The organism is Roseomonas sp. TS2 (genome assembly GCF_058833935.1).
Genome location: NZ_JCACVY010000063.1, coordinates 1 through 21,685, shown reverse-complemented (window position 1 = coordinate 21,685; position 21,685 = coordinate 1). Strand labels below are relative to the sequence as shown.

The 21,685-nt window shown below is 72.6% G+C and carries 21 protein-coding genes; 15 read left to right on the top strand and 6 right to left on the bottom strand.

Going from position 1 to position 21,685, the window contains the following annotated elements:
- On the bottom strand, positions 1 to 1,036 hold a 1,036-nt coding region (locus tag ACZJYS_RS12090), incomplete at its 3' end, for a tartrate dehydrogenase (protein ID WP_493178372.1).
- Positions 1,037 to 1,177: 141 nt separating this feature from the next.
- On the opposite strand from ACZJYS_RS12090, the gene ACZJYS_RS12085 reads away from it, so the two are divergent.
- From ACZJYS_RS12085 to ACZJYS_RS12060, 6 genes are all read left to right on the top strand, one after another.
- Entirely contained in the window at positions 1,178 to 2,071 is an 894-nt protein-coding gene (locus tag ACZJYS_RS12085) for a LysR family transcriptional regulator (protein WP_493178370.1), read from the top strand.
- Positions 2,072 to 2,222: 151 nt separating this feature from the next.
- Complete coding sequence (locus tag ACZJYS_RS12080; RefSeq protein ID WP_493178368.1) at positions 2,223 to 2,561, top strand: DUF3293 domain-containing protein; 339 nt, start codon at positions 2,223 to 2,225, stop codon at positions 2,559 to 2,561.
- 177 nt (positions 2,562 to 2,738) lie between these two features.
- Positions 2,739 to 3,794: an ABC transporter ATP-binding protein gene (locus ACZJYS_RS12075; protein WP_493178366.1), complete on the top strand. Its 1,056-nt coding sequence runs from the start codon at positions 2,739 to 2,741 to the stop codon at positions 3,792 to 3,794.
- Positions 3,784 to 4,773, top strand: coding sequence for an ABC transporter ATP-binding protein (locus tag ACZJYS_RS12070; RefSeq protein ID WP_493178362.1), 990 nt, complete (start codon positions 3,784 to 3,786; stop codon positions 4,771 to 4,773). The genes ACZJYS_RS12075 and ACZJYS_RS12070 overlap by 11 nt, the downstream gene beginning before the upstream one ends.
- Before the next feature lie 32 nt (positions 4,774 to 4,805).
- Positions 4,806 to 5,759: an ABC transporter permease gene (locus tag ACZJYS_RS12065; protein WP_493178360.1), complete on the top strand. Its 954-nt coding sequence runs from the start codon at positions 4,806 to 4,808 to the stop codon at positions 5,757 to 5,759.
- Complete coding sequence (locus tag ACZJYS_RS12060) at positions 5,756 to 6,658, top strand: ABC transporter permease (RefSeq protein ID WP_245906087.1); 903 nt, start codon at positions 5,756 to 5,758, stop codon at positions 6,656 to 6,658. Before ACZJYS_RS12065 ends, ACZJYS_RS12060 begins: the two co-directional genes overlap by 4 nt.
- A 63-nt stretch (positions 6,659 to 6,721) precedes the next feature.
- Here ACZJYS_RS12060 and ACZJYS_RS12055 read toward each other — a convergent pair whose 3' ends face one another.
- Positions 6,722 to 7,849, bottom strand: a complete 1,128-nt coding sequence (locus tag ACZJYS_RS12055; RefSeq protein WP_493178357.1) for a LacI family DNA-binding transcriptional regulator — start codon at positions 7,847 to 7,849, stop codon at positions 6,722 to 6,724.
- A 139-nt stretch (positions 7,850 to 7,988) separates the two neighbouring features.
- Between ACZJYS_RS12055 and ACZJYS_RS12050 the strand changes: the two genes are divergently transcribed.
- Both ACZJYS_RS12050 and ACZJYS_RS12045 read left to right on the top strand, forming a co-directional pair.
- Positions 7,989 to 8,138, top strand: coding sequence for a hypothetical protein (locus ACZJYS_RS12050; RefSeq protein WP_493178352.1), 150 nt, complete (start codon positions 7,989 to 7,991; stop codon positions 8,136 to 8,138).
- A gap of 152 nt (positions 8,139 to 8,290) precedes the next feature.
- On the top strand, positions 8,291 to 9,274 hold the full coding sequence (locus ACZJYS_RS12045) for a Bug family tripartite tricarboxylate transporter substrate binding protein (RefSeq protein ID WP_493178347.1): 984 nt from the start codon (positions 8,291 to 8,293) through the stop codon (positions 9,272 to 9,274).
- 38 nt (positions 9,275 to 9,312) lie between these two features.
- Here ACZJYS_RS12045 and ACZJYS_RS12040 read toward each other — a convergent pair whose 3' ends face one another.
- Genes ACZJYS_RS12040 through ACZJYS_RS12025 form a run of 4 tightly spaced genes read right to left on the bottom strand, consistent with a single transcriptional unit; the run spans position 9,313 to position 13,620 of the window.
- Positions 9,313 to 10,410: an ABC transporter ATP-binding protein gene (locus ACZJYS_RS12040; protein ID WP_493178344.1), complete on the bottom strand. Its 1,098-nt coding sequence runs from the start codon at positions 10,408 to 10,410 to the stop codon at positions 9,313 to 9,315.
- A gap of 11 nt (positions 10,411 to 10,421) precedes the next feature.
- Entirely contained in the window at positions 10,422 to 11,336 is a 915-nt protein-coding gene (locus ACZJYS_RS12035; protein WP_493178341.1) for an ABC transporter permease subunit, read from the bottom strand.
- Between the two features lie 10 nt (positions 11,337 to 11,346).
- Positions 11,347 to 12,237, bottom strand: coding sequence for a carbohydrate ABC transporter permease (locus tag ACZJYS_RS12030; RefSeq protein WP_493178338.1), 891 nt, complete (start codon positions 12,235 to 12,237; stop codon positions 11,347 to 11,349).
- A gap of 42 nt (positions 12,238 to 12,279) precedes the next feature.
- Positions 12,280 to 13,620, bottom strand: coding sequence for an extracellular solute-binding protein (locus ACZJYS_RS12025; RefSeq protein ID WP_109515516.1), 1,341 nt, complete (start codon positions 13,618 to 13,620; stop codon positions 12,280 to 12,282).
- A gap of 186 nt (positions 13,621 to 13,806) precedes the next feature.
- On the opposite strand from ACZJYS_RS12025, the gene ACZJYS_RS12020 reads away from it, so the two are divergent.
- The 7 genes from ACZJYS_RS12020 to ACZJYS_RS11990 form a co-directional block, all read left to right on the top strand.
- Positions 13,807 to 14,958 carry an ABC transporter ATP-binding protein gene (locus ACZJYS_RS12020; RefSeq protein WP_493178333.1) on the top strand — a complete coding sequence of 384 codons (1,152 nt, stop codon included), beginning with the start codon at positions 13,807 to 13,809 and terminating at the stop codon, positions 14,956 to 14,958.
- Positions 14,951 to 15,868: a carbohydrate ABC transporter permease gene (locus ACZJYS_RS12015; protein WP_245906085.1), complete on the top strand. Its 918-nt coding sequence runs from the start codon at positions 14,951 to 14,953 to the stop codon at positions 15,866 to 15,868. Before ACZJYS_RS12020 ends, ACZJYS_RS12015 begins: the two co-directional genes overlap by 8 nt.
- Positions 15,861 to 16,700, top strand: coding sequence for a carbohydrate ABC transporter permease (locus ACZJYS_RS12010; protein WP_493178329.1), 840 nt, complete (start codon positions 15,861 to 15,863; stop codon positions 16,698 to 16,700). Before ACZJYS_RS12015 ends, ACZJYS_RS12010 begins: the two co-directional genes overlap by 8 nt.
- 35 nt (positions 16,701 to 16,735) lie before the next feature.
- Complete coding sequence (locus tag ACZJYS_RS12005; protein WP_493178327.1) at positions 16,736 to 18,025, top strand: ABC transporter substrate-binding protein; 1,290 nt, start codon at positions 16,736 to 16,738, stop codon at positions 18,023 to 18,025.
- 3 nt (positions 18,026 to 18,028) lie between these two features.
- A complete protein-coding gene (locus ACZJYS_RS12000; RefSeq protein ID WP_493178325.1) occupies positions 18,029 to 18,874 on the top strand; it encodes a metallophosphoesterase family protein in 846 nt (281 codons plus the stop codon).
- Positions 18,875 to 19,036: 162 nt separating this feature from the next.
- Positions 19,037 to 20,953 carry a methyl-accepting chemotaxis protein gene (locus ACZJYS_RS11995; protein WP_109515510.1) on the top strand — a complete coding sequence of 639 codons (1,917 nt, stop codon included), beginning with the start codon at positions 19,037 to 19,039 and terminating at the stop codon, positions 20,951 to 20,953.
- A gap of 3 nt (positions 20,954 to 20,956) precedes the next feature.
- The coding region (locus ACZJYS_RS11990; RefSeq protein ID WP_493178323.1) for a chemotaxis protein CheW at positions 20,957 to 21,685 on the top strand (729 nt) is incomplete at its 3' end.

The following is a 21,685-nucleotide window of genomic DNA, read 5'->3' as shown; positions in this document are numbered from 1 at the left end:
CGGTCACCTGCTTCGTGGTGGCGGTGCCGCCGAGGTCGGGGGTCAGCAGGCCGCTGGCGGTGACGCGCTCCACCGCGCGCATCAGCCGTGCGGCGGCCTCGGGCTCGCCCAGGTGCTCCAGCATCTGCGCCCCGGTCCAGAAGGTGGCGATCGGGTTGGCGATGCCCTTGCCGGCGATGTCGAAGGCCGAGCCGTGGATCGGCTCGAACATCGAGGGGAAGCGCCGCTCCGGGTCCACATTGCCGGTGGGCGCCACGCCCAGGCTGCCGGCCAGCGCGGCGGCGAGATCCGAGAGGATGTCGGCGTGCAAATTGGTGGCGACGATGGTGTCGAGGCTCTGCGGCTTCAGCACCATGCGCATGGTCATGGCGTCCACCAGCATCTTGTCCCAGGTGACGTCGGGGAATTCCTTCGAGACCTCCTCGGCGATCTCGTCCCACATCACCATGCCGAAGCGCTGTGCGTTGGACTTGGTGACAACCGTCAGGAACTTGCGCGGCCGCGCCTGGGCGAGGCGGAAGGCGTAGCGCATGATCCGCGTGACGCCGACGCGGGTGAAGATGGCCACCTCGGTGGCCACCTCCTCCGGCAGGCCACGGTGGGCGCGGCCGCCATGGCCGGCATACTCGCCCTCCGAGTTCTCGCGCACGATCACCCAGTCGAGGTCGCCCGGGCCGCAGTCGCGGAGCGGCGGCGTCACGCCGGGCAGGATCTTGGTGGGCCGCACATTGGCGTACTGGTCGAAGCCCTGGCAGATCGGCAGGCGCAGGCCCCACAGCGTCACATGGTCCGGCACGTCCGGCGCGCCGACGGCGCCGAAATAGATGGCGTCGAACTTCTTCAGCGTCGCCAGCCCGTCCGCCGGCATCATCACGCCATGCCTGCGGTAGTAATCGGAGCCCCAGGGGAATTCCTCGACATGCAGGCGGAAATCACCCATCCGCCGCTCCAGCACGGAGAGGGCCTGCAGGCCGGCGGCGATCACCTCGGGCCCGATGCCATCGGCCGGGATGGCGGCGATGCTGTATTCGCGCAACGGTGTCTCTCCTCGTCAGGTCCTGGCGCCCAGGCTAGGCTCCGCTGGGGCCGCGCCCTGCATCCGAAAGATTGCGCAAAAAAAGGCGATAATCCGCCCCGGCCGGCACAGCCTCGCGGGCGGGCGGAAGGAGAGGGCACGGTGGAACTGAAGCAGCTCAGGGCCTTCCTGGCGGTGGCGGAGGAGTTGCATTTCGGCCGCGCCGCCGCCCGGCTGAACATGCTTCCCACCGCGCTGGGCCGGCAGGTGCGGCTGCTGGAGGAGGAGCTGGGCACGGCCCTGCTGCGCCGTACCACCCGGCAGGTCTCCACCACCCCGGCGGGGGATGCGCTGGCCACCGAGGCGCGCGCCATCCTGGAACATGCCGCGGCGGCGGCGCGGCTGGTGCGCGGGATGGCGGCGCATCCCGCCGGCCTGCTGCGCATCGGTGCCATCGACAGCGCGGCGGCGGGGCTGCTGCCGGGCCTGCTGGCACGCTTCCAGGCGGCGCATCCCGGCATCGCCACGCGGCTGACCGAGGCCAAGACCTCGGAGATCCTGCCGCAGCTGCGCGCGCGGCGGCTGGACCTCGGCTTCGTCCGGCCGCCGCTGCGGCCCGAGCCGGGCCTCGCCTTCCGCTGGCTGCTGCAGGAATACCCGGTGGTGGCGCTGCCGCGGCGGCATCCGCTGGCCGGCCGCCGCCGCCTGCGGCTGGAGGATCTGGCCCCGCTGCCGCTGATCCTGCCGCCCCGCCGCACCCGGCCCCACAGCCATGACGGGGTGATGCGCCTGTTCGCCGCGCTGGGCCTCTCGCCGCATGTGGCGCAGGAGGCGGAGGAGAAGCAGACCATCGTCAACCTGGTGGCGGCGGGCATCGGCATCGCGCTGCTGCCGGAATGGGCGGCGCGGATGCGGGTGCCGGGCGTGGTGTTCCGCCCCGTGGCGCTGCCCAAAGCCGCGGCGCCCCTGGAATGGGGCCTGGGCGTTGCCTGGGACCCGGATTCCCCCTGCGCCGAGCGGGCCGCCTTCCTGGCCCTGCTCGACCCCGGCCCCTGAGAGAAGGATCTGCGCGGAGAGGGCGGGCCGCCCCTCCGGCTTTTTCCGTTGCAACCGCCGCTGTGGGAGGCGCGTGATGTATTCCGCCTGCGCACCGTTTCAGAAAGTTTATCGTGCCACGCTCTAACGGGTGGGCGATCCGCCGTATTGCGTGACGGCCCGCCTCCATGGCCGCCGCCAGCCGGAGCTGGACCGCCTGCTGGCCCGCCATGCCGTGCGCCGGGCGGTGTTCATCACGGCCTGGAATCCATGGTCGCGGACGCCGGGGCTGGCGGCCAACCGGCGCGCCCAGGCGCGGCTGCGGGCGAGGCTGGGCCGGGTGCTGCCCGGCTTCGGCGCCTGGGCAGATGCGCCGGAGAAGGGCGAGGAAAGCCTGCTGGCACTGGGCCTGGGTGCGCGGGCGGGCGCGGCGCTGGGCCGGGCCTTCCGGCAGAACGCGGTGGTGGTGCTGCGCCAGGGTGCGCCCGCCGCGCTGCTCTGCCTGCGCTGAGACAGGGAAAGGGGGGCAAGGGGCCGCAGGCCGCCGAATGCCTGTTCTTTCGGCGGATTCTGGGTGCGGTGCGTGCAATCCCTGCCGGCACCCAGGTTTTTGCACTTGAATCGCGCAATATGATGCTGGCCTGCCATTTGCATCGCGGGAGCTGCGAAACTCACGGACGGAGAGCCCATGGCATCGCCCGCAGCCTTACTGTCCCGCCCCCTGCCGGATATCGGCGGCCCGGCGCAGCCGCTGCTCTCGGTGCGGGGTCTGACCAAGCACTTCCCCCTCAAGGGTGGCCTGCTCAACCGCACGCGCGGCGTGGTGCAGGCGGTGGACGATGTCAGCTTCGACCTGCGCAAGGGCGAGACGCTCGGCATCGTGGGCGAGAGCGGCTGCGGCAAGTCCACCACCTCGCGCCTCATCATGGCGCTGATGGAGCCCACCGCCGGCGAGGTGATCTTCGATGGCCAAGCGGTCGGCCCCGGCGGCCTGTCGATGAAGGAATACCGCCGCCAGGTGCAGATGGTGTTCCAGGACAGCTACGCCTCGCTGAACCCGCGCCTGACCATCGAGGAATCCATCGCCTATTCGCCGCAGGTGCACGGCCTCTCGCGCCGCACCGCGATCGAGCGCGCGCATGAGCTGCTGGCGGCGGTGGGGCTGGAGCCGGGGCAGTTCGCCCGCCGCTACCCGCACGAGCTCTCGGGCGGGCAGCGCCAGCGCATCAACATCGCCCGCGCCCTGGTGCTGCGGCCGCGCCTGATCATCCTCGACGAGCCGGTCTCGGCGCTCGACAAGTCGGTCGAGGCGCAGGTGCTGAACCTGCTGATGGACCTGAAGGAGCAGTACGGCCTCACCTACCTGTTCATCAGCCACGACCTGAACGTGGTGCAGTACATGTCGGACCGCGTGCTGGTGATGTATCTCGGCCGTGTCGCCGAGTTCGGGCCGGTGGAGGCGATCTACGCGAAGGCCGCCCACCCCTACACCGCCGCGCTGCTCGACAGCCGCCCCTCGATGGACCCCGACCGCCGGCGCACCGAGCCACCCCTCTCGGGCGACCCGCCCAACCCGGTGAACCCGCCCTCCGGCTGCCGCTTCCGCACCCGCTGCCTCCATGCCGAGGATGTCTGTGCCGCCACCGTGCCGCCGCTCGCCCTGGCCGGGGAGGACCACCGCGCCGCCTGCCTGATGCACAGCCCCGGCAGCGGCCACAGCAAGGCGATGCCCCATGCCGCATGATCCTGGCGCGAATCCGCTGGTCGAGGTGCGCGGGCTGAATGTCCGCTTCGTCTCGCGCGATGCCACGGTGAGCGCCGTCAACGGCGTGGACTTCACCCTGGCGCAGAACGAATCCCTCTGCATCCTGGGCGAGAGCGGCTCCGGCAAGTCGGTCACGCTGCGCGCGCTGATGCGGCTCAACCCGCCGAAGAAGACGGTGATGGAGGGCACGGTGCGCGTCGGCGGCCACGACATCGTGGCGGCGCCGGAGAAGGCGATGGCCGACATCCGTGGCCGTGTGGTCTCGATGGTCTTCCAGGAGCCGATGACGGCGCTGGACCCGGTCTTCACCATCGGCCGGCAGATCGCCGAGACCATCATCCGCCACGAGGGGGTCAGCCGCGCCGAGGCCGACCGCCGCGCGCTGGAACTGCTGGAGCTGGTGCAGATCCCCTCCGCGAAGCGCCGCCTCGCCGCCTATCCGCACGAGCTTTCCGGCGGGCTGCGGCAGCGCGCGATGATCGCCATCGCCCTCTCCTGCCGCCCGAAGCTGCTGCTGGCCGACGAGCCGACCACGGCGCTCGACGCCACGGTGCAGATCCAGATCCTGCTTCTCCTGCGCCGCTTGCAGCAGGAGCTTGGCATGGGCGTGATCTTCGTCACCCACGACCTCGGCGTGGCGGGCGAGATCGCCGACCGGGTGGCGGTGATGTATGCCGGCCGCTTCATCGAGGAAGGCCCGGTGGCCGCGCTGATGCGCGGGCCGCTGCACCCCTATGCGCGCGGGCTGATGGGCGCCACCGTCCATGCCGGCATGCGCGGCACGCGGCTGACCACCATCCCCGGCGCGCCGCCCGACCTCAGCCGCCCCGTGCAGGGCTGCGCCTTCGCGCCGCGCTGCCCGCAGGCGGGCGAGGACTGCCTGCCCGCCATGCCCGAGCTGCGCAGCCCCGCGCCCGGGCGCAATGTCCGCTGCATCCGCGTGGACGAAGCCGCATGACCCTTCATCCCCCGGCCGGAGGCCGCTAGGCCATGCTCTCCTACATCCTCCGGCGCGTGCTCTACGCCGTGCCGATCGCGCTGGCGGTCAGCCTGCTCTGCTTCCTGCTGGTGCACATCGCACCGGGCGACCCGGTGAACGCCATCGTCCCCGCCGACGCGCCGCAGGCGGTGGTGGACCAGATCCGCGCCGAGTACGGGCTGGACAAGCCGCTGCCGGTGCAGTTCGGGCTGTGGCTGCTGAAGGTGGTGCAGGGCGACCTCGGCCGCTCCCTCGCCACCGGCCGCGCCGTGACGGACGATCTGTTCGTGGCGGTGCAGAACACGCTGCGCCTCTCGCTGATCGCGGCGGCCATCGGCTTCGCGGCCGGCACGCTGCTCGGCGCCATCGCCGGCGCCTTCCGCGGCAGCTGGATCGACCGCGCGGCGGTGGGCCTGGCCGCCGCCGGCGTCTCGGTGCCGCATTACTGGCTCGGCATGGTGCTGGTCATCATCTTCAGCGTCACGCTGAACGTGCTGCCGGCGATGGGCGCCGGCCCCGGCGGCTCGGGCGAGTGGGCCTGGAACTGGGAGCACATGCGCCACCTGGTGCTGCCCGCCGTCACCCTCTCTGTCATTCCCATGGGCATCGTCACCCGCACGGTGCGGGGCATCGTCGCCGAGATCCTGAACCAGGACTTCGTCAACACGCTGCGCGGCAAGGGGCTGCGCCGGGGCGGCATCCTGCTGCACGTGGCGAAGAACGCGGCGCCGGGCACGCTCGCCATCATGGGGCTGCAGCTCGGCTACCTGATGGGCGGCTCGATCCTGGTGGAGACGGTGTTCTCCTGGCCGGGCACGGGCTTCCTGCTGAACAGCGCCATCTTCCAGCGCGACATCCCGGTGCTGCAGGGCACCATCCTGGTGCTGGCGCTGTTCTTCGTCACCCTCAACCTGCTGGTCGATCTGATGCAGACCGCGCTGGACCCGAGGATCAAGCGGGCATGAGCAGCACCGCCATGAGCACCACCACCGCCGGCCTCCCCCTGGCGCCGCAGCCGGTCGCCAGCCCCGGCTACTGGCAGGGCGTCTGGAAGCGGCTGCGGCGCGACCCGGTGACGCTGGCCTGCGGCGGCATCCTGCTGCTGATGCTGTTCGCCATCCTGGCCGCGCCGCTGCTGGCCCCGGCCGACCCCTTCCAGACCAGCATGCTCCGCCGCCTGCGCCCGGTCGGCACGCCCAACTACATCCTGGGCTCCGACGAGCTGGGGCGGGACATGCTGACGCGCCTGCTCTATGGCGGGCGGCTCTCCTGGTTCATCGGCATCACGCCCGTGGTCATCGCCTTCGGCGTGGGCGGGCTGCTCGGCATCGTCGCGGGCTTCGCCGGCGGCTGGGTGAACATGCTGATCATGCGCGTGACGGATGTGTTCTACGCCTTCCCCTCGGTGCTGCTGGCGGTGGCCATCAGCGGCGCGCTGGGGGCGGGGGTGTTCAACGCCATCCTCTCGCTCACCCTGGTGTTCATCCCGCAGATCATCCGCGTGGCGGAGAGCACCACCACCTCGGTGCGCAACCTCGACTATGTGGAGGCGGCGCGCGGCAGCGGCGCGGGGGCGATGAGCATCGTGCGCGTGCACATCCTGCCCAACGTGCTCGGGCCCATCTTCGTCTATGCCACCAGCCTGATCAGCGTCTCGATGATCATCGCCTCCGGCCTCTCCTTCCTCGGCCTCGGCACCAAGCCGCCGGAGGCGGAGTGGGGGCTGATGCTGAACACGCTGCGCAGCGCCATCTATTCGCAGCCCCTCCTCGCCATGCTGCCGGGGCTCTGCATCTTCGTCACCAGCATGTGCTTCAACCTCGTCAGCGACGGGCTGCGGGCCGCGATGGACGTGCGCAACTGACACGGCCGCCGGCGGTGGCGGGAGCCATCCCGGCCTTCCGCCCCGGAGACGGCCTGCGCCGGCTCAGCCCGCCGGGCGGGGCGGGGCTGTGGAGCGCCGCACGGCCAGCCGCGCCGGCAGCACGATGCTCTCGCAGGCGCGCCCCGGCTTGGCGATCCGCTCCAGGATCAGCCGCGCCGCCGCCTCGCCGATTTGCCGCTTGGGCAGCTCCAGGCTGGTCAGCTCCACCCCGGGCAGGGCGGAGAGGTAGGTGTCGTCCACCGCCAGCAGGGAGAGGTCCTCCGGCACGCGCAGCCCGGCGGCGTGCAGCCCCTCGCGGATGCCCAGCGCCAGCAGGTCGTTGCTGGCGACGATGGCGGTGGGCCGGGCGGCCAGCAGCGCCGGCACCGCCGCGCGGCCGGATTCGAGGTCGGCGCGGGCGAGGCGGACGATCAGCCCTTCCTCCGGGCCGCCGGCCTGCCGCTCCATGAAGCCGCGATAGGTCTCCAGCCGCTCCTCCGCGCTGGTGGAAGCGCGGCCGCCCATCAGCGTGATGGCGATGCGCCGGTGGCCCAGCGCCGCCAGGTGGCGCAGCCCTTCCAGCAGGGGCGCGCGGGGGTCGATGGTCACATGGTCGGTGGGCTGGGCCAGGTGGCGGCGCGCCAGCAGCACCAGCGGCAGGCCGGCCGCCACCATGGCCGGCACTTCCTCGTCCTGCGAGGACCAGGGCTGCAGGATCACGCCATCCACCCGCTGGCGCAGCAGGTTCCGCACATGGCGGGCCTGCCGCTCGGGGCATGAATCGTGGCTGGCCACCAGCAGGTGGCAGCCGGCGGCCTCCAGCACCTCCGCCGCGCCGCGCGCGATCTCGCCATACATGGGGTTGGCGATGTCGGGGATGACGAGGCCCAGCGTCCAGCTCCGCCGCAGCCGCAGGCCGCGCGCGGCGGGGGAGGCGCTGTAGCCCAGCGCGTCGGCCGCCGCGCGCACGCGCGCGCGCGTCTCCTCCGCCATCCGCCCGCCGCCGGAGAGGGCATTGGAGACCGTGGCCACGGACAGGCCGCAGCGCCGCGCGACCTCGGCGATGGTGATCCGCCCCCGGCCGGTTCCGCCGGGCGGGGCGTCGTCCGGGGTGGCGGCAGGCTTCGGGCGCAGCGGCGTGTCTCCTCCCCCGGGTGGATGGCGGCGGGATAGCGGAGGCGGGGCGCCCACGCCAGCCGGTGCCCTTGACGGCCCGCCGGCAACCGCCGTTAGATGATTAAACGATTAACCAAAAAGCCCCGCCAAGGGGCAACCGCCGAGGAAACGCCATGCCCCCACGATCCGCCTGCGCCGGGTCGAAGGCCGCGCCATGCTCGATGGCCGGCCCACCATCCCCTCCACCATCACCGCCGGGGTGATGGCCCGCGCCGGCCGGGACTTCGTCACCTGCGGCAGCGGCATGCGCAGGCTGGTGGCGGGCGCGGCCGAGGCCATCCGCCGCTGCGGCGCCGCCGCCTGAGGCGGCCCCTCCGCCTCCGGGGGTGAGAGCCTTGCCCCCGTCCCGGCCCGGGCGGTGCGCCGCCCGCGCCGACGCAGCCGACAGAAGGGGCGGGCAACGCCCCCTGGACAAACAGCCGGGGCGGCCATGCCCCGCGGGAAGGAAACCCCACCATGCAGCGTCGCCACTGCCTCTCTGCCCTCGCCGCGCTTCCCCTCGCCCTGGGTGCCGGCGCCGGCGCCCGCGCCCAGGCCGCGGGCTGGAACCCGAGCCGCCCGGTGCGCCTCATCGTCGGCTTCGCGCCCGGCGGCAGCACCGACACCAGCGCCCGCGTCGTCGCGCAGAGCATCACCGCCGGGCTGGGCCAGCCGGTGGTGGTGGAGAACCGCACCGGCGCCGCCGGCAACATCGGCACCGAGCACGTGGCGCGCAGCGCGCCGGACGGCCACACCCTCGTCGTCGCCTCCATGGGCTCGCACGCCACCAACGCCTTCCTCTACCGCGACCTGCCCTTCGACGTGGTGCGCGACTTCGCGCCCGTCACGCAGATCTCCTTCAGTTCCTGCCTGCTGGTGGTCCATCCCTCGGTGAAGGCCGGCACGGTGGCGGATCTGGTCCGCCTCGCGCGGGAGAAGCCGGGGGCGCTGAACTGCGGCATCGCCGGCGCCGGCAGCTCGCAGCACTTCGCCGCGGCGCTGTTCGAGCACCGGGCGGATGTCCGCTTCACCCATGTCTCCTACCGCGGCGGCGCGCCGGCGATGGCCGACCTGATCGGCGGCCGCATCGACGTGATGTTCACCCCCGTGGTGGAGGCCCTGCAGCAGGCGCGGGACGGGCAGGTGCGGGCCCTCGGCATCACCCGGCCCGAGCGCGCCGCGCAGCTCGCCGACGTGCCCGCCATCGCCGAGGCGGTGCCGGGCTATGCCTTCAGCAGCTGGCTGGGGCTGTTCGCGCCGGCCGGCACGCCGGAGCCGGCGGTGCGGCGCATCGCGCGGGAGGTGGCGGGCGCGATGCGCAACCCGCAGGTGCGGGCGCAGATGGAGCAGCTCGGCTACGAGCCCGTGGGCAGCACGCCGGAAGAATTCGCCGCCTTCTACCGCAAGGAGATGCAGCGGGTGGAGGAGCTGGTGCGCCTCTCCGGCGCCACGGTGAACTGAAGGCTCCCGCGCGGGCAGGGGCGGGGGGCGGTGGCGCCTCAGCCGGCCAGCGCCGCCTGCGCGGCCGGCAGCGGCTCGGGCTCGCGCCGGCGGCCACTCTCCGCCTCGAACACATGCAGCCGCGCGGCGGGCAGGCCGAGATGCAGTGCCTGGCCGCGCTGCATCCGCCCCTCCGCCGGGGCGTGCAGCACCACCGGCACGCCCTGCATCCGCGCATGCACCACGCGGCCGCTGCCGAGGTCCTCCACCATCTCCACCACCGCGGTGTGCGGCCCGCCCGCCGCGACATGCTCCGGGCGGATGCCGAGCACCACGGGGAGCCCCTCCGGCAGGCGGCCCGGCAGCGGCACCGGCGGGCCGTTCTCCAGCGCCACGGCGGCGCCGCCCTCCACGACGCGGCCGGGCATCAGGTTCATCGGCGGGGAGCCGAGGAAGCCGGCGACGAAGCGCGTCTCCGGCCGGTCATAGACGGCGCGCGGCGCGCCCACCTGCTCCACCCGCCCGGCCTGCATCACCACCAGGATGTCGGCCAGCGTCATCGCCTCCACCTGGTCGTGGGTGACGAGGAGGGAGGTGGCGCCGAGCTTCTCGTGCAGGCGGCGCAGCTCGGCGCGCATCTGCACGCGCAGCGTGGCGTCGAGGTTGGAGAGCGGCTCGTCGAACAGGAAGACGCGCGGCGCGCGCACCATGGCGCGGCCGATGGCCACGCGCTGCCGCTGCCCGCCCGAGAGCTGTGCCGGGCGGCGCGCCAGATGCTCGCTGAGCGCCAGGGATTCGGCCACGGCGCGCACCCGCGCGGCGCGCTCGGCGCGCGGCACGCCGGCCACCTTCAGCGGGTAGCCGATGTTCTCGGCGACGCTCATGTGCGGGTAGAGCGCGTAGTTCTGGAACACCATGGCGCAGCCACGGTCCTTCGGCTCCAGCTCGTTGACGCGGCGGCCGGCGATGCGCGCCTCGCCGCCGGTGATCGTCTCCAGCCCCGCCAGCATCCGCAGCAGGGTGGACTTGCCGCAGCCCGAGGGGCCGAGCACGACGACGAAGGCGCCTTCCGGCAGGTCGAGCGAGACGCCGTCCACCGAGGGGCGGGCGGCGCCGGGATAGGTCTTGCTCACGCGGTCGAGCACGATGGCGGCCATGGCGGCGCTCCTCACTTCTCGGTGGCGACAAGGCCGCGGACGAACCAGCGCTGCATCAGCACGACCACGGCGAGCGGCGGCAGCATGACGGTCAGCGCCGCCGCCATGACGATGTTCCATTCCGGCAGCCCGTCGCCGCGCGGCACCAGGCGGGAGAGCTCCACCATCACGGTGCTGCGCTGCGGCTCGGTGGTGACGAGCAGCGGCCAGAGATACTGGTTCCAGGCATAGACGAACATGATGGTGGCCAGCGCCGCCATGTTGGTGCGCGAGAGCGGCAGCAGCACGTCCCGCAGGAAGCGCAGTGGCCCGGCGCCATCCATCCGCGCCGCCTCCACCAGCTCCTCGGGGATGGTCATGAAGAACTGGCGGTAGAGGAAGGTGCCGGTGGCAGTGGCGACGAGCGGCAGGATGAGGCCGGTGTAGGAGTTGAGCATCCGCCATTCCAGCGCGATGCGGACGCCGCTCAGCGTCTCGACGAGGCCGGTGAGGCCGGTGACGTCGAGGATCGCCTGGAAGGGGCGCAGCGCGTTGGCGGCCACCGCGTAGGTCGGCACGATGCGGACCTCGAGCGGCAGCATCAGCGTGATGAAGACCAGCCAGAACACCACCGCCTTGGCCCGCCAGTCGAAGAAGACGATGGCGAAGGCGGCAAGCATGGCCAGCAGCACCTTGCCCGCCATGACGCCCACCGCGACGATGAGGCTGGTGGTGAAGCGGGCGCCGAGATCGGCGCGTGTCCAGGCGGCGGCGATGTTGTCGAGGAAATAGGGGCCGGGCAGCCAGTGCATCGGCACCGCGTTGGCGCCCGCCACGTCCTGCGTGGCGGCGACGAAGGCGAGCCAGAGCGGCAGCAGCAGGCAGGCCAGGCCCAGCGCCAGCAGCAGGTGCGTGGCAAGGTTCAGCAGGGGGCGGCGTTCGACCATCGCGGCGCGCTCACTTGTAGTGCAGCTTCCGCTCGACGAAGCGGAACTGCAGGAAGGTCATGCCGACCACGAGCAGCATCAGCACGATGCTCTGCGCGGCGGCGCCGGAGTAGTCGAGGCCTTTGAAGCCGTCGGAATAGATCTTGTAGACCATCAGGTCGGTGGAGCGGGCGGGGCCGCCGCTCGTCATCACGTCCACCAGCGCGAAGCTGTGGGTGAAGCTGTCGGTCATGTTGATGATGGCGAGGAAGAACAGCGTCGGCGCCAGCAGCGGCACCTGCAGGTCCCACATGCGGCGCAATGGGCCGGCGCCGTCCATGGCCGAGGCCTCCACCAGCGCGCGCGGCACGCTCTGCAACCCGGCGAGCAGGAAGACGAAATTGTAGGAGACGAGCTGCCACGCGCCGGCCAGCACCAGCATGGTCATGGCGTGGTTGCCGTTCAGCGTCGGGTCCCACATGCCGGGCGAGGCCTGGTTGAGGAAGGCGAAGACGCCGGAGCGCGGGTCGAAGACGAAGCGGAAGACGATGCCGATGGCGGGCGCCGCGATGGCATAGGGCCAGATGGCGGCGAGGCGGTAGCCGCGGCTGCCCTTCACCTCGCGGTCCACGAACAGCGCCAGCAGCAGCGCCACGCCGATGGCGAGCACGGTGGTGGCCACCGCGTAGAGGATGCTGATGCGGACGGAATGCCAGTAGCCGGCGCTGGAGAAGACCGACACGAAGTTCTGCCAGCCGACCCAGGCATTGCCGCCGCCCCAGGGCTGTTCCAGCGTGAAGGCCCAGTAGAGCGCCTCGCCCGTGGGCCAGTAGAAGAAGACGAAGATGATGAGGAGCTGCGGCAGCACCAGGGCCCAGGGAAGCCAGGAACTGCTGAACAGGGCGCGGCGTGTGTTGCTCATGGTTCTGGATGGCCCGGCCGCGCGCGGCCGGGCCTGCTCCGCTTACGGAAGCTGCTTGCCGCGGTAGGTCTGCTCGAAGCGGCGCAGCAGCTGGTTGCCCTGCTCCTGCAGCGCGGCGAGCGCCTGGTCCATCGTCTTCTGGCCGGCGAAGGCGGCCTGCATCTCGTTGGCGTAGGCGGCGCGGAACTGCGTCAGGTTGCCGAGGCGCAGGCCGCGCGAGTTCTCGGTGGGCTCGGTGAGCATCAGGCTCTGCATCGCCACCTCGCGGCCCGCATTCTCGGGCTTCTTGTAGAAGCCGTTCTGCTCCAGCCGCGCCTGGCCCGCCGCCGTCACCGGGATGTAGCCGGTGATGGTGGACCAGTATTCCTCGGATTCCGGCGTGGCGAGGAAGGCGAAGAAGGCGGCGGCCGCCTTGTACTCGCCCTCCGGCCGGCCCTTCAGCGTCCAGAGCGAGGCGCCGCCGACGCGGCTGTTGATGCGCTGCGTGCCCTCATAGACAGGCACCATCACCGGCGTCCAGTCCAGCCCCTCGGCCGCGGTGCGGCGGATGGTGGAGTGGCTGGCGATGGAGCCGAAGGCCATGGCGCACTCGCCGGCGGCGAAGGAGGCGATGCCGTCCTTGCCCGATTGCGGCGTGCGGATCTGGATTAGCCCTTCCTTGTACCAGTCCAGCAGGTTGTTGAAGTGCTTCTTGATGACGCCCTGGTTGAACACATACTCGGCGTCCAGCCCGCCATAGCCGTTGGCGCGGGTGGCGACGGGGACGTTGTGGATGGCGGCGAACTGCTCGAACAGCGCCCAGCTGTCGAAATCCATCGCGATCGGGCAGGCATGGCCGGCCGCCTTCATCTTGCGCGCGGCCTCGGCCACCTGCTCCCAGGTGGCGGGGGCCTCGGCGATGCCGGCCTTCTGCCCCGCCGCGCGGTTCCAGTACATCACCGCCGTGGAGGAGTTGAAGGGGAAGGAGAGCATCTCGCCCTTCGAGGTCGCGTAGTAGGCCGCGATCGGGGGGAGGTAGTTGTTCCAGTTCACCTGGTGGCCCTGCGAGGCCATCAGCTCGCGCGCCGGGCGGTACACGCCGGCCAGCATCAGGTCCGCCGTGCCGATGTCATAGACCTGCACGACAGTCGGCTGCTCGTTGGCGCGGAAGGCGGCGATGGTGTTCTGCAGCGCCTTGGCGTAGTCGCCCTGGCTGGTGCAGGTGACGCTGTACTGCGCCTGCGAGTCGTTGAAGCGCTTGCAGACGGACTGCACCGCCTCGCTGAGCTGGCCGGTCAGGCCGTACCAGAAGGTGAAGCCCTGGCGCTGCTGGCCCTGCGCCTGCGCCTGGGCGCCGCCCAGGGCCAGGATCAGGCCGGCGGCGAGCGCGGTCTTGCGGAGCATGTCTCTCGATCCCCGATGGGTGTGCGATGCGGGGCGGCTTAGCGACTGCCTGTGACGCGCCGCTGACGGACGCATGACAATCCGGTTGCGGCACCGTGGATGCATTGGCACGGAAGTTTCGCGGGACTGGAACACGAGTGTCACACACTGCCCCTAAGAGCCCGCCTCGACGGAATGGGGGTCATTGTGACGGGTATCGTCGTCGAGAAGGTCACGCGCCACTTCGCGGGGCAGCCGGTTCTGAAGGGTGTGTCGCTCGCCGTGGCGGCGGGGGAGTTCGTCGCGCTGGTCGGCCCCTCCGGCTGCGGCAAGTCCACGCTGATGCGGCTGATCGCCGGTATCGACCGGCCGGATGGCGGCCGCATCCTGATCAACGGGCGGGATGTGACGGCGCTGCGCCCGGCGGCGCGCAATGTCGCCATGGTGTTCCAGTCCTACGCGCTCTACCCGCATCTGACGGTGGCGGAGAACATCGCCGTGCCGCTTTCCATGCGGCGCATGGGCGTGGCGCAGCGCCTGCCGCTGATCGGCCGCATCTGGCCGGGCAGCCGCGCCGCCCGGCGCGGCATCGCCGAGGATGTGCGCAGCGCCGCGCTGGCGCTGGGCCTGACCAACCTGCTGGAGCGGCGCCCCTCGCAGCTCTCGGGCGGGCAGCGGCAGCGCGTGGCGCTGGCGCGCGCCATCGTCCGCCAGCCCGCCGCCTTCCTGATGGACGAGCCGCTCTCCAACCTCGACGCCGCGCTGCGCGTGCACACGCGCCGCGAGATCGTCGAGATCCACCGCCGCGCCGGCGCCGCCACCCTCTACGTGACGCATGACCAGTCCGAGGCGCTGACCATGGCGGACCGGGTGGCGGTGATGCAGGCGGGCGAGATCCTGCAGGTGGCCAGCCCGCGCGCCATCTATGCCGACCCGGACGATCTGCGCGTCGCCACCTTCATCGGCTCGCCGCGCATCAACACCCTGCCGGCCGAGATCGACGGCCACGGCCTGACCCGCGTCGCCGGCTTCCCGACAGGCGTGCGGCTCTGCGGCGCCGAGCGCATCACCGGCGCCGCCACCCTGGCGTTGCGGCCGGAGGATCTCTACCTGGCCGATGGCGGCATCCCGGCCACGGCGGAGGGGCTGGAGTTCCTCGGCGAGAGCCTGTTGCTGCATGCGCGGCATGTGGGCACCGGCACCGCCCTGGTGCTGCGCCTGCCGCCCGAGCTGGTGCCGGACCTGCCGCCCGGCAGCCGCGTGACGCTGGGCTTCGACCCCGCCCGCGCCCTGCTGTTCGATGCCCGCGGCCGCCGCCTGCGCGACACCGCCGTGGTGCCGGAGCCGAGCCTTGTCTGAGGCCGTCCTCTCCGCCGCCCCCGCGCGCCGCGAGGGTGCCACGGGCGAGGCGCTGACCGCCTGGGCACTCGGCCTGCCGGCGGTGCTGGCCTACCTTGTCCTGCTGCTGCTGCCGACGCTGGCCGCCATCCTGCTCGCCTTTACCGACTACGAGCTGGGCGCGCCGGCCTTCGCCTGGATCGGCCTGGACAATTTTTCCGAGTTGCTGCGGGACCGCGGCTTCGCCCAGGCGCTGCGCAACACGGTCTTCTACGTGGCGGTGGTCACACCCGGCTCCATTCTCGGCGCGCTGGCGCTGGCGCTGCTGATCGAGGCCGGCACGCGCGGGCGCACGCTGTTCCGCGCCGTGTTCTTCCTGCCGGTGGTCTCGCTCACCGTCGCCATGGCCTCCGCCTGGCAGTACCTGCTGCACCCGAGCATCGGGCCGCTGAACGCGGTGCTGCGCCAGGTGGGCATCGACGGCCCGGCCTGGCTCTCCTCCTCCGACACGGTGATGTGGTCGCTCGCCGCCATCGGCATCTGGGAGAATCTGGGCTTCAACCTGGTGCTGTTCCTGGCCGGGCTGACCGCCATTCCGCGCGAGATGTATGCCGCCGCCGAGGTGGATGGCGCGCCCTCCGCCTGGGAGCGCTTCCGCCTCGTCACCTGGCCGATGCTGGGGCCGACCACGCTCTTCGTCCTCACCATCACCATGATCCGCTCGGTGCGGGTGTTCGACACGGTGAAGGTGCTGACCCAGGGCGGGCCGAACAGGGCCTCCGAGGTGCTGCTGCACGCCATGTACCTTGAGGGCTTCACCTATTTCCGCCTTGGCTACTCGGCGGCCATCACGCTGGTGTTCCTCGCCATCGTGCTGGCGCTGATGTGGCTGCAGACGCGCGTGCTGGACAAGCGGGTGCATTATGGTTGAGCGCGAGACCTCCCTGCTGCGCGATGCGCCGCGCCTGCTCGTCCTTTCCCTGCTCGGCCTGCTGCTATTGATGCCCTACATCTGGATGGTGGCGGCCAGCCTGAAGCCGGCGGACGAGATTTTCCGTGCGTCTCTCTCGCTGATTCCCGAGCGCTTCGCCATCGCGCAGAATTATGGCCGCGTGTTCGAGCTGGTGCCGGTGGCGCGCTACCTGCTGAACGGCGTCATCGTCTGCGGCGGCATCCTGTTCTTCCAGCTGCTCTTCGCCATTCCCGCGGGCTACGCGCTGGCCAAGCTGAACTTCCGGGGGCGGGAGCTGGCGCTCGGCGCCGTCATGCTGGGCCTGCTGGTGCCGCCGCACGTGCCGGCGCTGCCGCTCTATGCCGGCTTCAGCCAGCTCGGCCTGTTGGACACCTACACGGCGCTGATCGCGCCCTCCACCATCTCGGTCTTCGCCATCTTCCTGTTCCGGCAGTTCTTCAAGTCGCTGCCCGACGACCTGATCCACGCCGCGCGGCTCGACGGCATGAGCGAGATGGCCATCGTCTGGCGCGTGGTGCTGCCCAATGCCTGGCCGGCGGCCACCGCCTTCGCCATCTTCTCCGTCGTCGCGCACTGGAACGACCTGTTCTGGCCGCTGATCGTCGTCAACACGCCGGAGCACGCGACACCGGCGCTCGGCGTGCTGTTCTTCCGCACCACCGAGGGCGACGACGATTTCGGCGCGCTGATGGCCGCCGCCGTCGTCATGACCGCGCCCCTCGTCATCGCCTTCCTGCTGGCGCAGCGCCGCTTCGTCGAAGGCATCGCCACCACCGGCCTCAAAGGCTGACCCCTTCTTCCGCACCGGACACCGGAGCCAAGCCCATGACCGTCACCCTCCGCCGCCGCGCCGCGCTGGCCCTGCCCGCCGCGATGCTCGCCGCCCCCCTGGCCGCGCCGCGCATCGCCCGCGCGCAGTCCACCGCCATCACGGTGCACTACGCCCAGCCCTACATCTACAAGGGCAGCTATGACGCCATCCTGGAGGCCTTCGCCAAGGCCGAGCCGGGCATCGCGGTGAACTTCGTCACCACGCCGAACTACGAGGAGGGCGCGCAACTCATCCTGCGCCAGGCCGCCACCAACCAGCTGCCGGACCTCTCCTACCAGGGCTTCAACCGGCTGCGCGTCTTCGCCGAGCGCGGCATCGCGCAGGACCTGGCGCCGCTGCTGGCGCGCGACGGCGACCCGGCCAAGGCCGGCTACACGCCCTCGCTGCTGGCGCTGGCGCGCTTCGGCGGCATCCAGTCCGGCCTCGCCTATGCCGCCTCCAACCCCGTCTCCTACTACAATGCCGAGCTGGTGAAGCGCGCCGGTGGCGACGCGGAGAACTTCCCGCGCGACTGGAACGGGGTGCTCGACCTCGCCGCCCGCATCAACCGGCTGGGCGATGGCGTCAACGGCATGTGGTTCACCTGGAGCGGCGACGACTGGATGTTCTCCTCGCTGCTCTTCGGCCATGGCGGCCGCATGCTGAACGCGGACGAGACCGATGTCGGCTTCGGCGGCCCCGAGGGCCTCGCGGCGCTGACGCTGCTGGACCGCATGGTGAAGCAGGGCGGCATGCCGAACATGACCGCCGCCGCCGCCCGCCAGGCCTTCGCCGCCGGCAAGCTGGGCATGATCTTCCAGACCACCGCGCTGGTCCGCGGCACCCTGGCCAGCATCGGCGAGAACTTCACGCTCCGCACCACCGGCATGCCGGTGATCGACGCCGAGAAGGGCCGCCTGCCCACCGGCGGCGCCGCCGGCATGCTGACGGCGAAGGACCCTGCGAAGCGCGAGGCCGCCTGGAAGTTCCTGCGCTTCTCCACCGGCCCGGTGGGCCAGGCGCTGATGGTGCAGAACACCGGCTACCTGCCCTGCAACCAGATCGCCATCGACGATCCGCAGTATCTCGGCGCCTTCTACCGCGAGAACCCGCTCTTCATGCCGGCGGTGCGCCAGCTGCCCATCTCCATCCCCTGGTACGCCTTCCCCGGCAGCAACAGCGTGCGCGTGACGCAGACGATGGTGGACAACCTCGCCCGCATCGTCGAGCAGCGCGCGACGCCCAAGGAGGTGCAGGCCGACATGGTGGCCGAGGTGCGCCGCCTGCTGCCGCGGAAGTCCTGAGCCATGGCCTTCCGCGTCGCCCAGATCAGCGACACGCACCTCTCCGCCGCGCATCCGGAGTTCACCGCGAACTTCGCGCATCTGGCGGAGCACCTGCGTGCCGCGCGGCCCGACCTCGTGCTGCACACCGGCGACGTCTCGGCGCATGGCGAGCTGGCCATCGACGACCTCCGCTTCGCCCGCGCGCAGATGGACGGGCTGGGGCTGGACTGGCTCGCCGTGCCCGGCAACCACGATGTCGGCAACGACACCGTGCTGGGCGGCGCGACGCCCGCCGATGCCGCACGCCTCGCCCGCTGGCGCGAGACCTTCGGCATGGACTGGCACCGGCGCGACATCCCCGGCTGGCGGGTGATCGGGCTGGACACGCTGATCACCACCGCCGGCCTGCCGGAGAGCGAGGCGCAGTTCGACTTCCTGGCCGAGGCGCTGGCCACGGCGGGCGGGCGGCGCATCGCGCTGTTCCAGCACAAGCCGCTCTGCCGCGACCGCCTGTCGGACACCGAGATGACCTACTGGCCGGTGCTGCCGGCGGCGCGGCGCCGCCTGCTGGACCTGCTGGCGGGGCACGACGTGGCCTTCGTCGCCTCCGGCCACCTGCACCAGTGGTGGGACCGCGGCCTGTGCGACGGGCTGCGCCAGGTCTGGGCGCCGGCCGTGGCCTTCGTCGTCGGCGACACCTGGCAGGAACGCTGGGGCGGCAAGCCGCTGGGCTATGTCGAGCATGTGCTGCACGCCGATGGCGGGCATGAGTGCCGGCTGGTGGAGCCGGCGGGCCTGGAGCGGCACGATATCGGCCTGATGCCGGCGGTCTATGGCCCGCATGCGCCGCTGACCGAGCACGCCTGACCTCCGGCCGCCGCCGGGGAGATCCTCCCCCGGCGGCGGCCGCCGCCATGATCCGGTCCCGGCGGCCGCCGCATGATCCGACAAGGCATCCGATCAGGGGGGGCTTCCCCGGCCCGCGACTTGGCGTAGAGAGAACCCTGCGCCCCTGTCCGGAGAAACCGCATGGCCCTGGTCAAGACATCCGAGATGCGAGGCCCCGTCCAGACGCGCGGCCCGGTGGCACAACCTCCGGCCATGCCGGCGCCCGGCCCCGCCCGCCTGCAGGAGCGCGCCCGGCTGCGCCGCCAGAAGGCGGCCGAGCGCGTCGGCACCGCCACCGAGGAGCTGGCCGCCGGCTTCACCCAGTCCGCCAGCGCCGCCGAGGAGCTGCATGGCGCCCTGGCGCAGATCGCGGCGGCGGCCGAGCAGGCCTCCGGTGCCGCGCAGGAATCGCAGGGTGCCATCCTCGGCCTTTCCGCCACCTTCCGGCAGGCCCGCGCCCGTGCCGACCAGACCAAGCGCGGCACGGAGGGCCTGCAGGCCCTGCTGGCCGAGGTGGCGGCGCAGGTGGAGGCCGCCATCGCCCGGGTGCAGGACAGCACCGCCCAGCAGATGCGCACCGTCGAGGCCGCCGCCGGGCTGGAGCGGCAGGCGGGCGGCATCGGCGAGCTGACCCGGGCGGTGGGCGAGATTGCCGAGCAGACCAGCCTGCTGGCCCTGAACGCCGCCATCGAGGCGGCGCGGGCCGAGGAGCAGGGCCGCGGCTTCGCCGTGCTGGCCGAGGAGGTGCGCGCCCAGGCGGAGGAGACCGAGGGCAGCGCCGCCGAGGTGGTGGAGCTGGCCGTGGCGATCGGCGAGGGCGTGCGGGCGATGGGTGCGCGCATCCGCGCCGCCGCCGGCCGCGCCGCCGAGGAGGCCGGGCATGGCGAGCAGGTGGTGGCCACGCTGGTCGGCCTGCGCGGCACCCTGGCGGCGTTGGCGGAAGGGGCCGAGACCATCCTGGCCAGCGCCGCCGACGCCGATCTCGGCGCCGGCGAGGCCCGGCGCGGCGCCGAGCAGGTGGCCGCCGCCGCCGAGGAGCAGGCCGCCGCCGCGGCGCAGGCGCAGGAGGCCGTGCAGCAGCAGGGCACGGCGCTGGACGAGAGCCAGCGGACCGCCCAGGCCCTCGCCGCCATGGCCACCACCCTGCAGGAGGGAGCGGCCGGCGGCGCCGCCGCGCTGGCCGCCGCCGCCGAGGAGCTGTCCGCCACCGTGCAGGAACTGGCCGGATCGGCCGGGCAGATCAGCGTGGCGCTGGAGCAGATCCGGCGCGGCGCCGAGATGCAGGCCGAGGCCACCGGCCAGACCAGCGACACCATGAACCGGATCGAGCAGGCCGCCACCGCCACCCGTGCCGCCGCCGCCGCCGCCGCCGCGCGCCTGCTGGAGGCCGCGCCGCGCCTGGCCGGGGCGCTGGAGCGGCTGGAGGGCCTCAGCCAGGGCATCGCCGCCGGCGCGGCCGAGGCGCAGGCGGTGATGCTGCTGTCCGACACGGTGGCCGGCCAGGCCCGGCAGGCGGAGAAGATCGTCAACGGCATGGCGCTGGTGGCGGCGCAGACCGGCATGCTGGCGGTGTGCGGCGCGGTGGAGGCGGCGCGGGCCGGCGAGGCCGGGCGCGGCTTCGCCGTGGTGGCGGGCGACATCCGCGGCCTCTCGCGCGAGGCCGCCGCGCATGCCGGGCGGATGCAGGACATGGTGCGCGAGGTGCAGATGCAGACCGCCGTGGCGCGGCGCGACCTGGAGCAGATCGTGCTCGCCGGCCAGGGCGAGGCGCGGCGCAACCACCTCCTGCTCGCCCGGCTGGGCGAGGCGCGCGACGCGATCGAGGCGCTGCGCGGCGGCGCGGAGGAGACGGCCTCCGGCGCCGAGGCGGCGATGCAGGCGGCGCGGGAGGTGCTGGACGGCTGCCGGCAGATCGCCGCCGCGGCGGCGCAGATCGGCGGCTCCACCGCCCAGGCGGCGGCCGCGGCGCGCGAGCAGGCCCAGGGCACCGAGGCGCTGGCCGCCGCCATCGAGGAGATCGCCGGGCTGGCCGAGGAACTCCAGGGCACGGAAGGCTAGCGCATGTCCGCGCAGGATGCGCGCGTGCTGGCCTGCCGTGCCGGGGGGGAGCGCCTGACCCTGCCGGCGGCGGCGCTGGAGGGCATCCAGCCCTGCGTCCCGCTGACGCGCGTGCCGCGCGCGCCGGACTGGCTGCTGGGAATGGCCAGCCTGCGCGGGGCGCCGGTGCCGGTGGTCTCGCTGGCGCGGCTGCTGGGGCGGGAGGAGGCCCCGCCGGGGCGGGCCGCGCGGCTGGTGCTGCTGCGCGGCGGCACGCCGCTGGCGCTTTCGGTGGAGGCGGTGCTGGGGCTGGCGGATGGCGAGGCGCCGCTGGACCTGGCGGCGCTGCTGGCCCGCGCCGTCATGCCGCGGGCGCAGCAGGAGCCGGTCCTCGCCACTCCGGCGCTGCCCGTGACTCCGGCGATGCCCGTGCGGGCGGTGGCGGAGGACGCCACCCTCGCCCTGCTCGGCTGCCGCGCGGGGAGCCAGGATTTCGCCGTGCCGCTGGAGGCGGTGGAGACGGTGCTGCGCCTGCCGCCGGGTTTCGCCCCGCTGCCGGGCCTGGGCGCGGCGGCGCTCGGCGTGGTGCCTTATCGCGGCCAGGCGCTGCCGCTGCTGGCGCTGGACGCCCTGCTGGGCCGCGGCGTGGCGGCGCCGGGCCCGGGTGCCCGAATCCTGGTGCTGCGCCAGGGCATGGCCCGCGCCGGGCTGGTGGTGGAGGCGGTGCGCGGCATCCTCGCGGTGCCGGAGCCG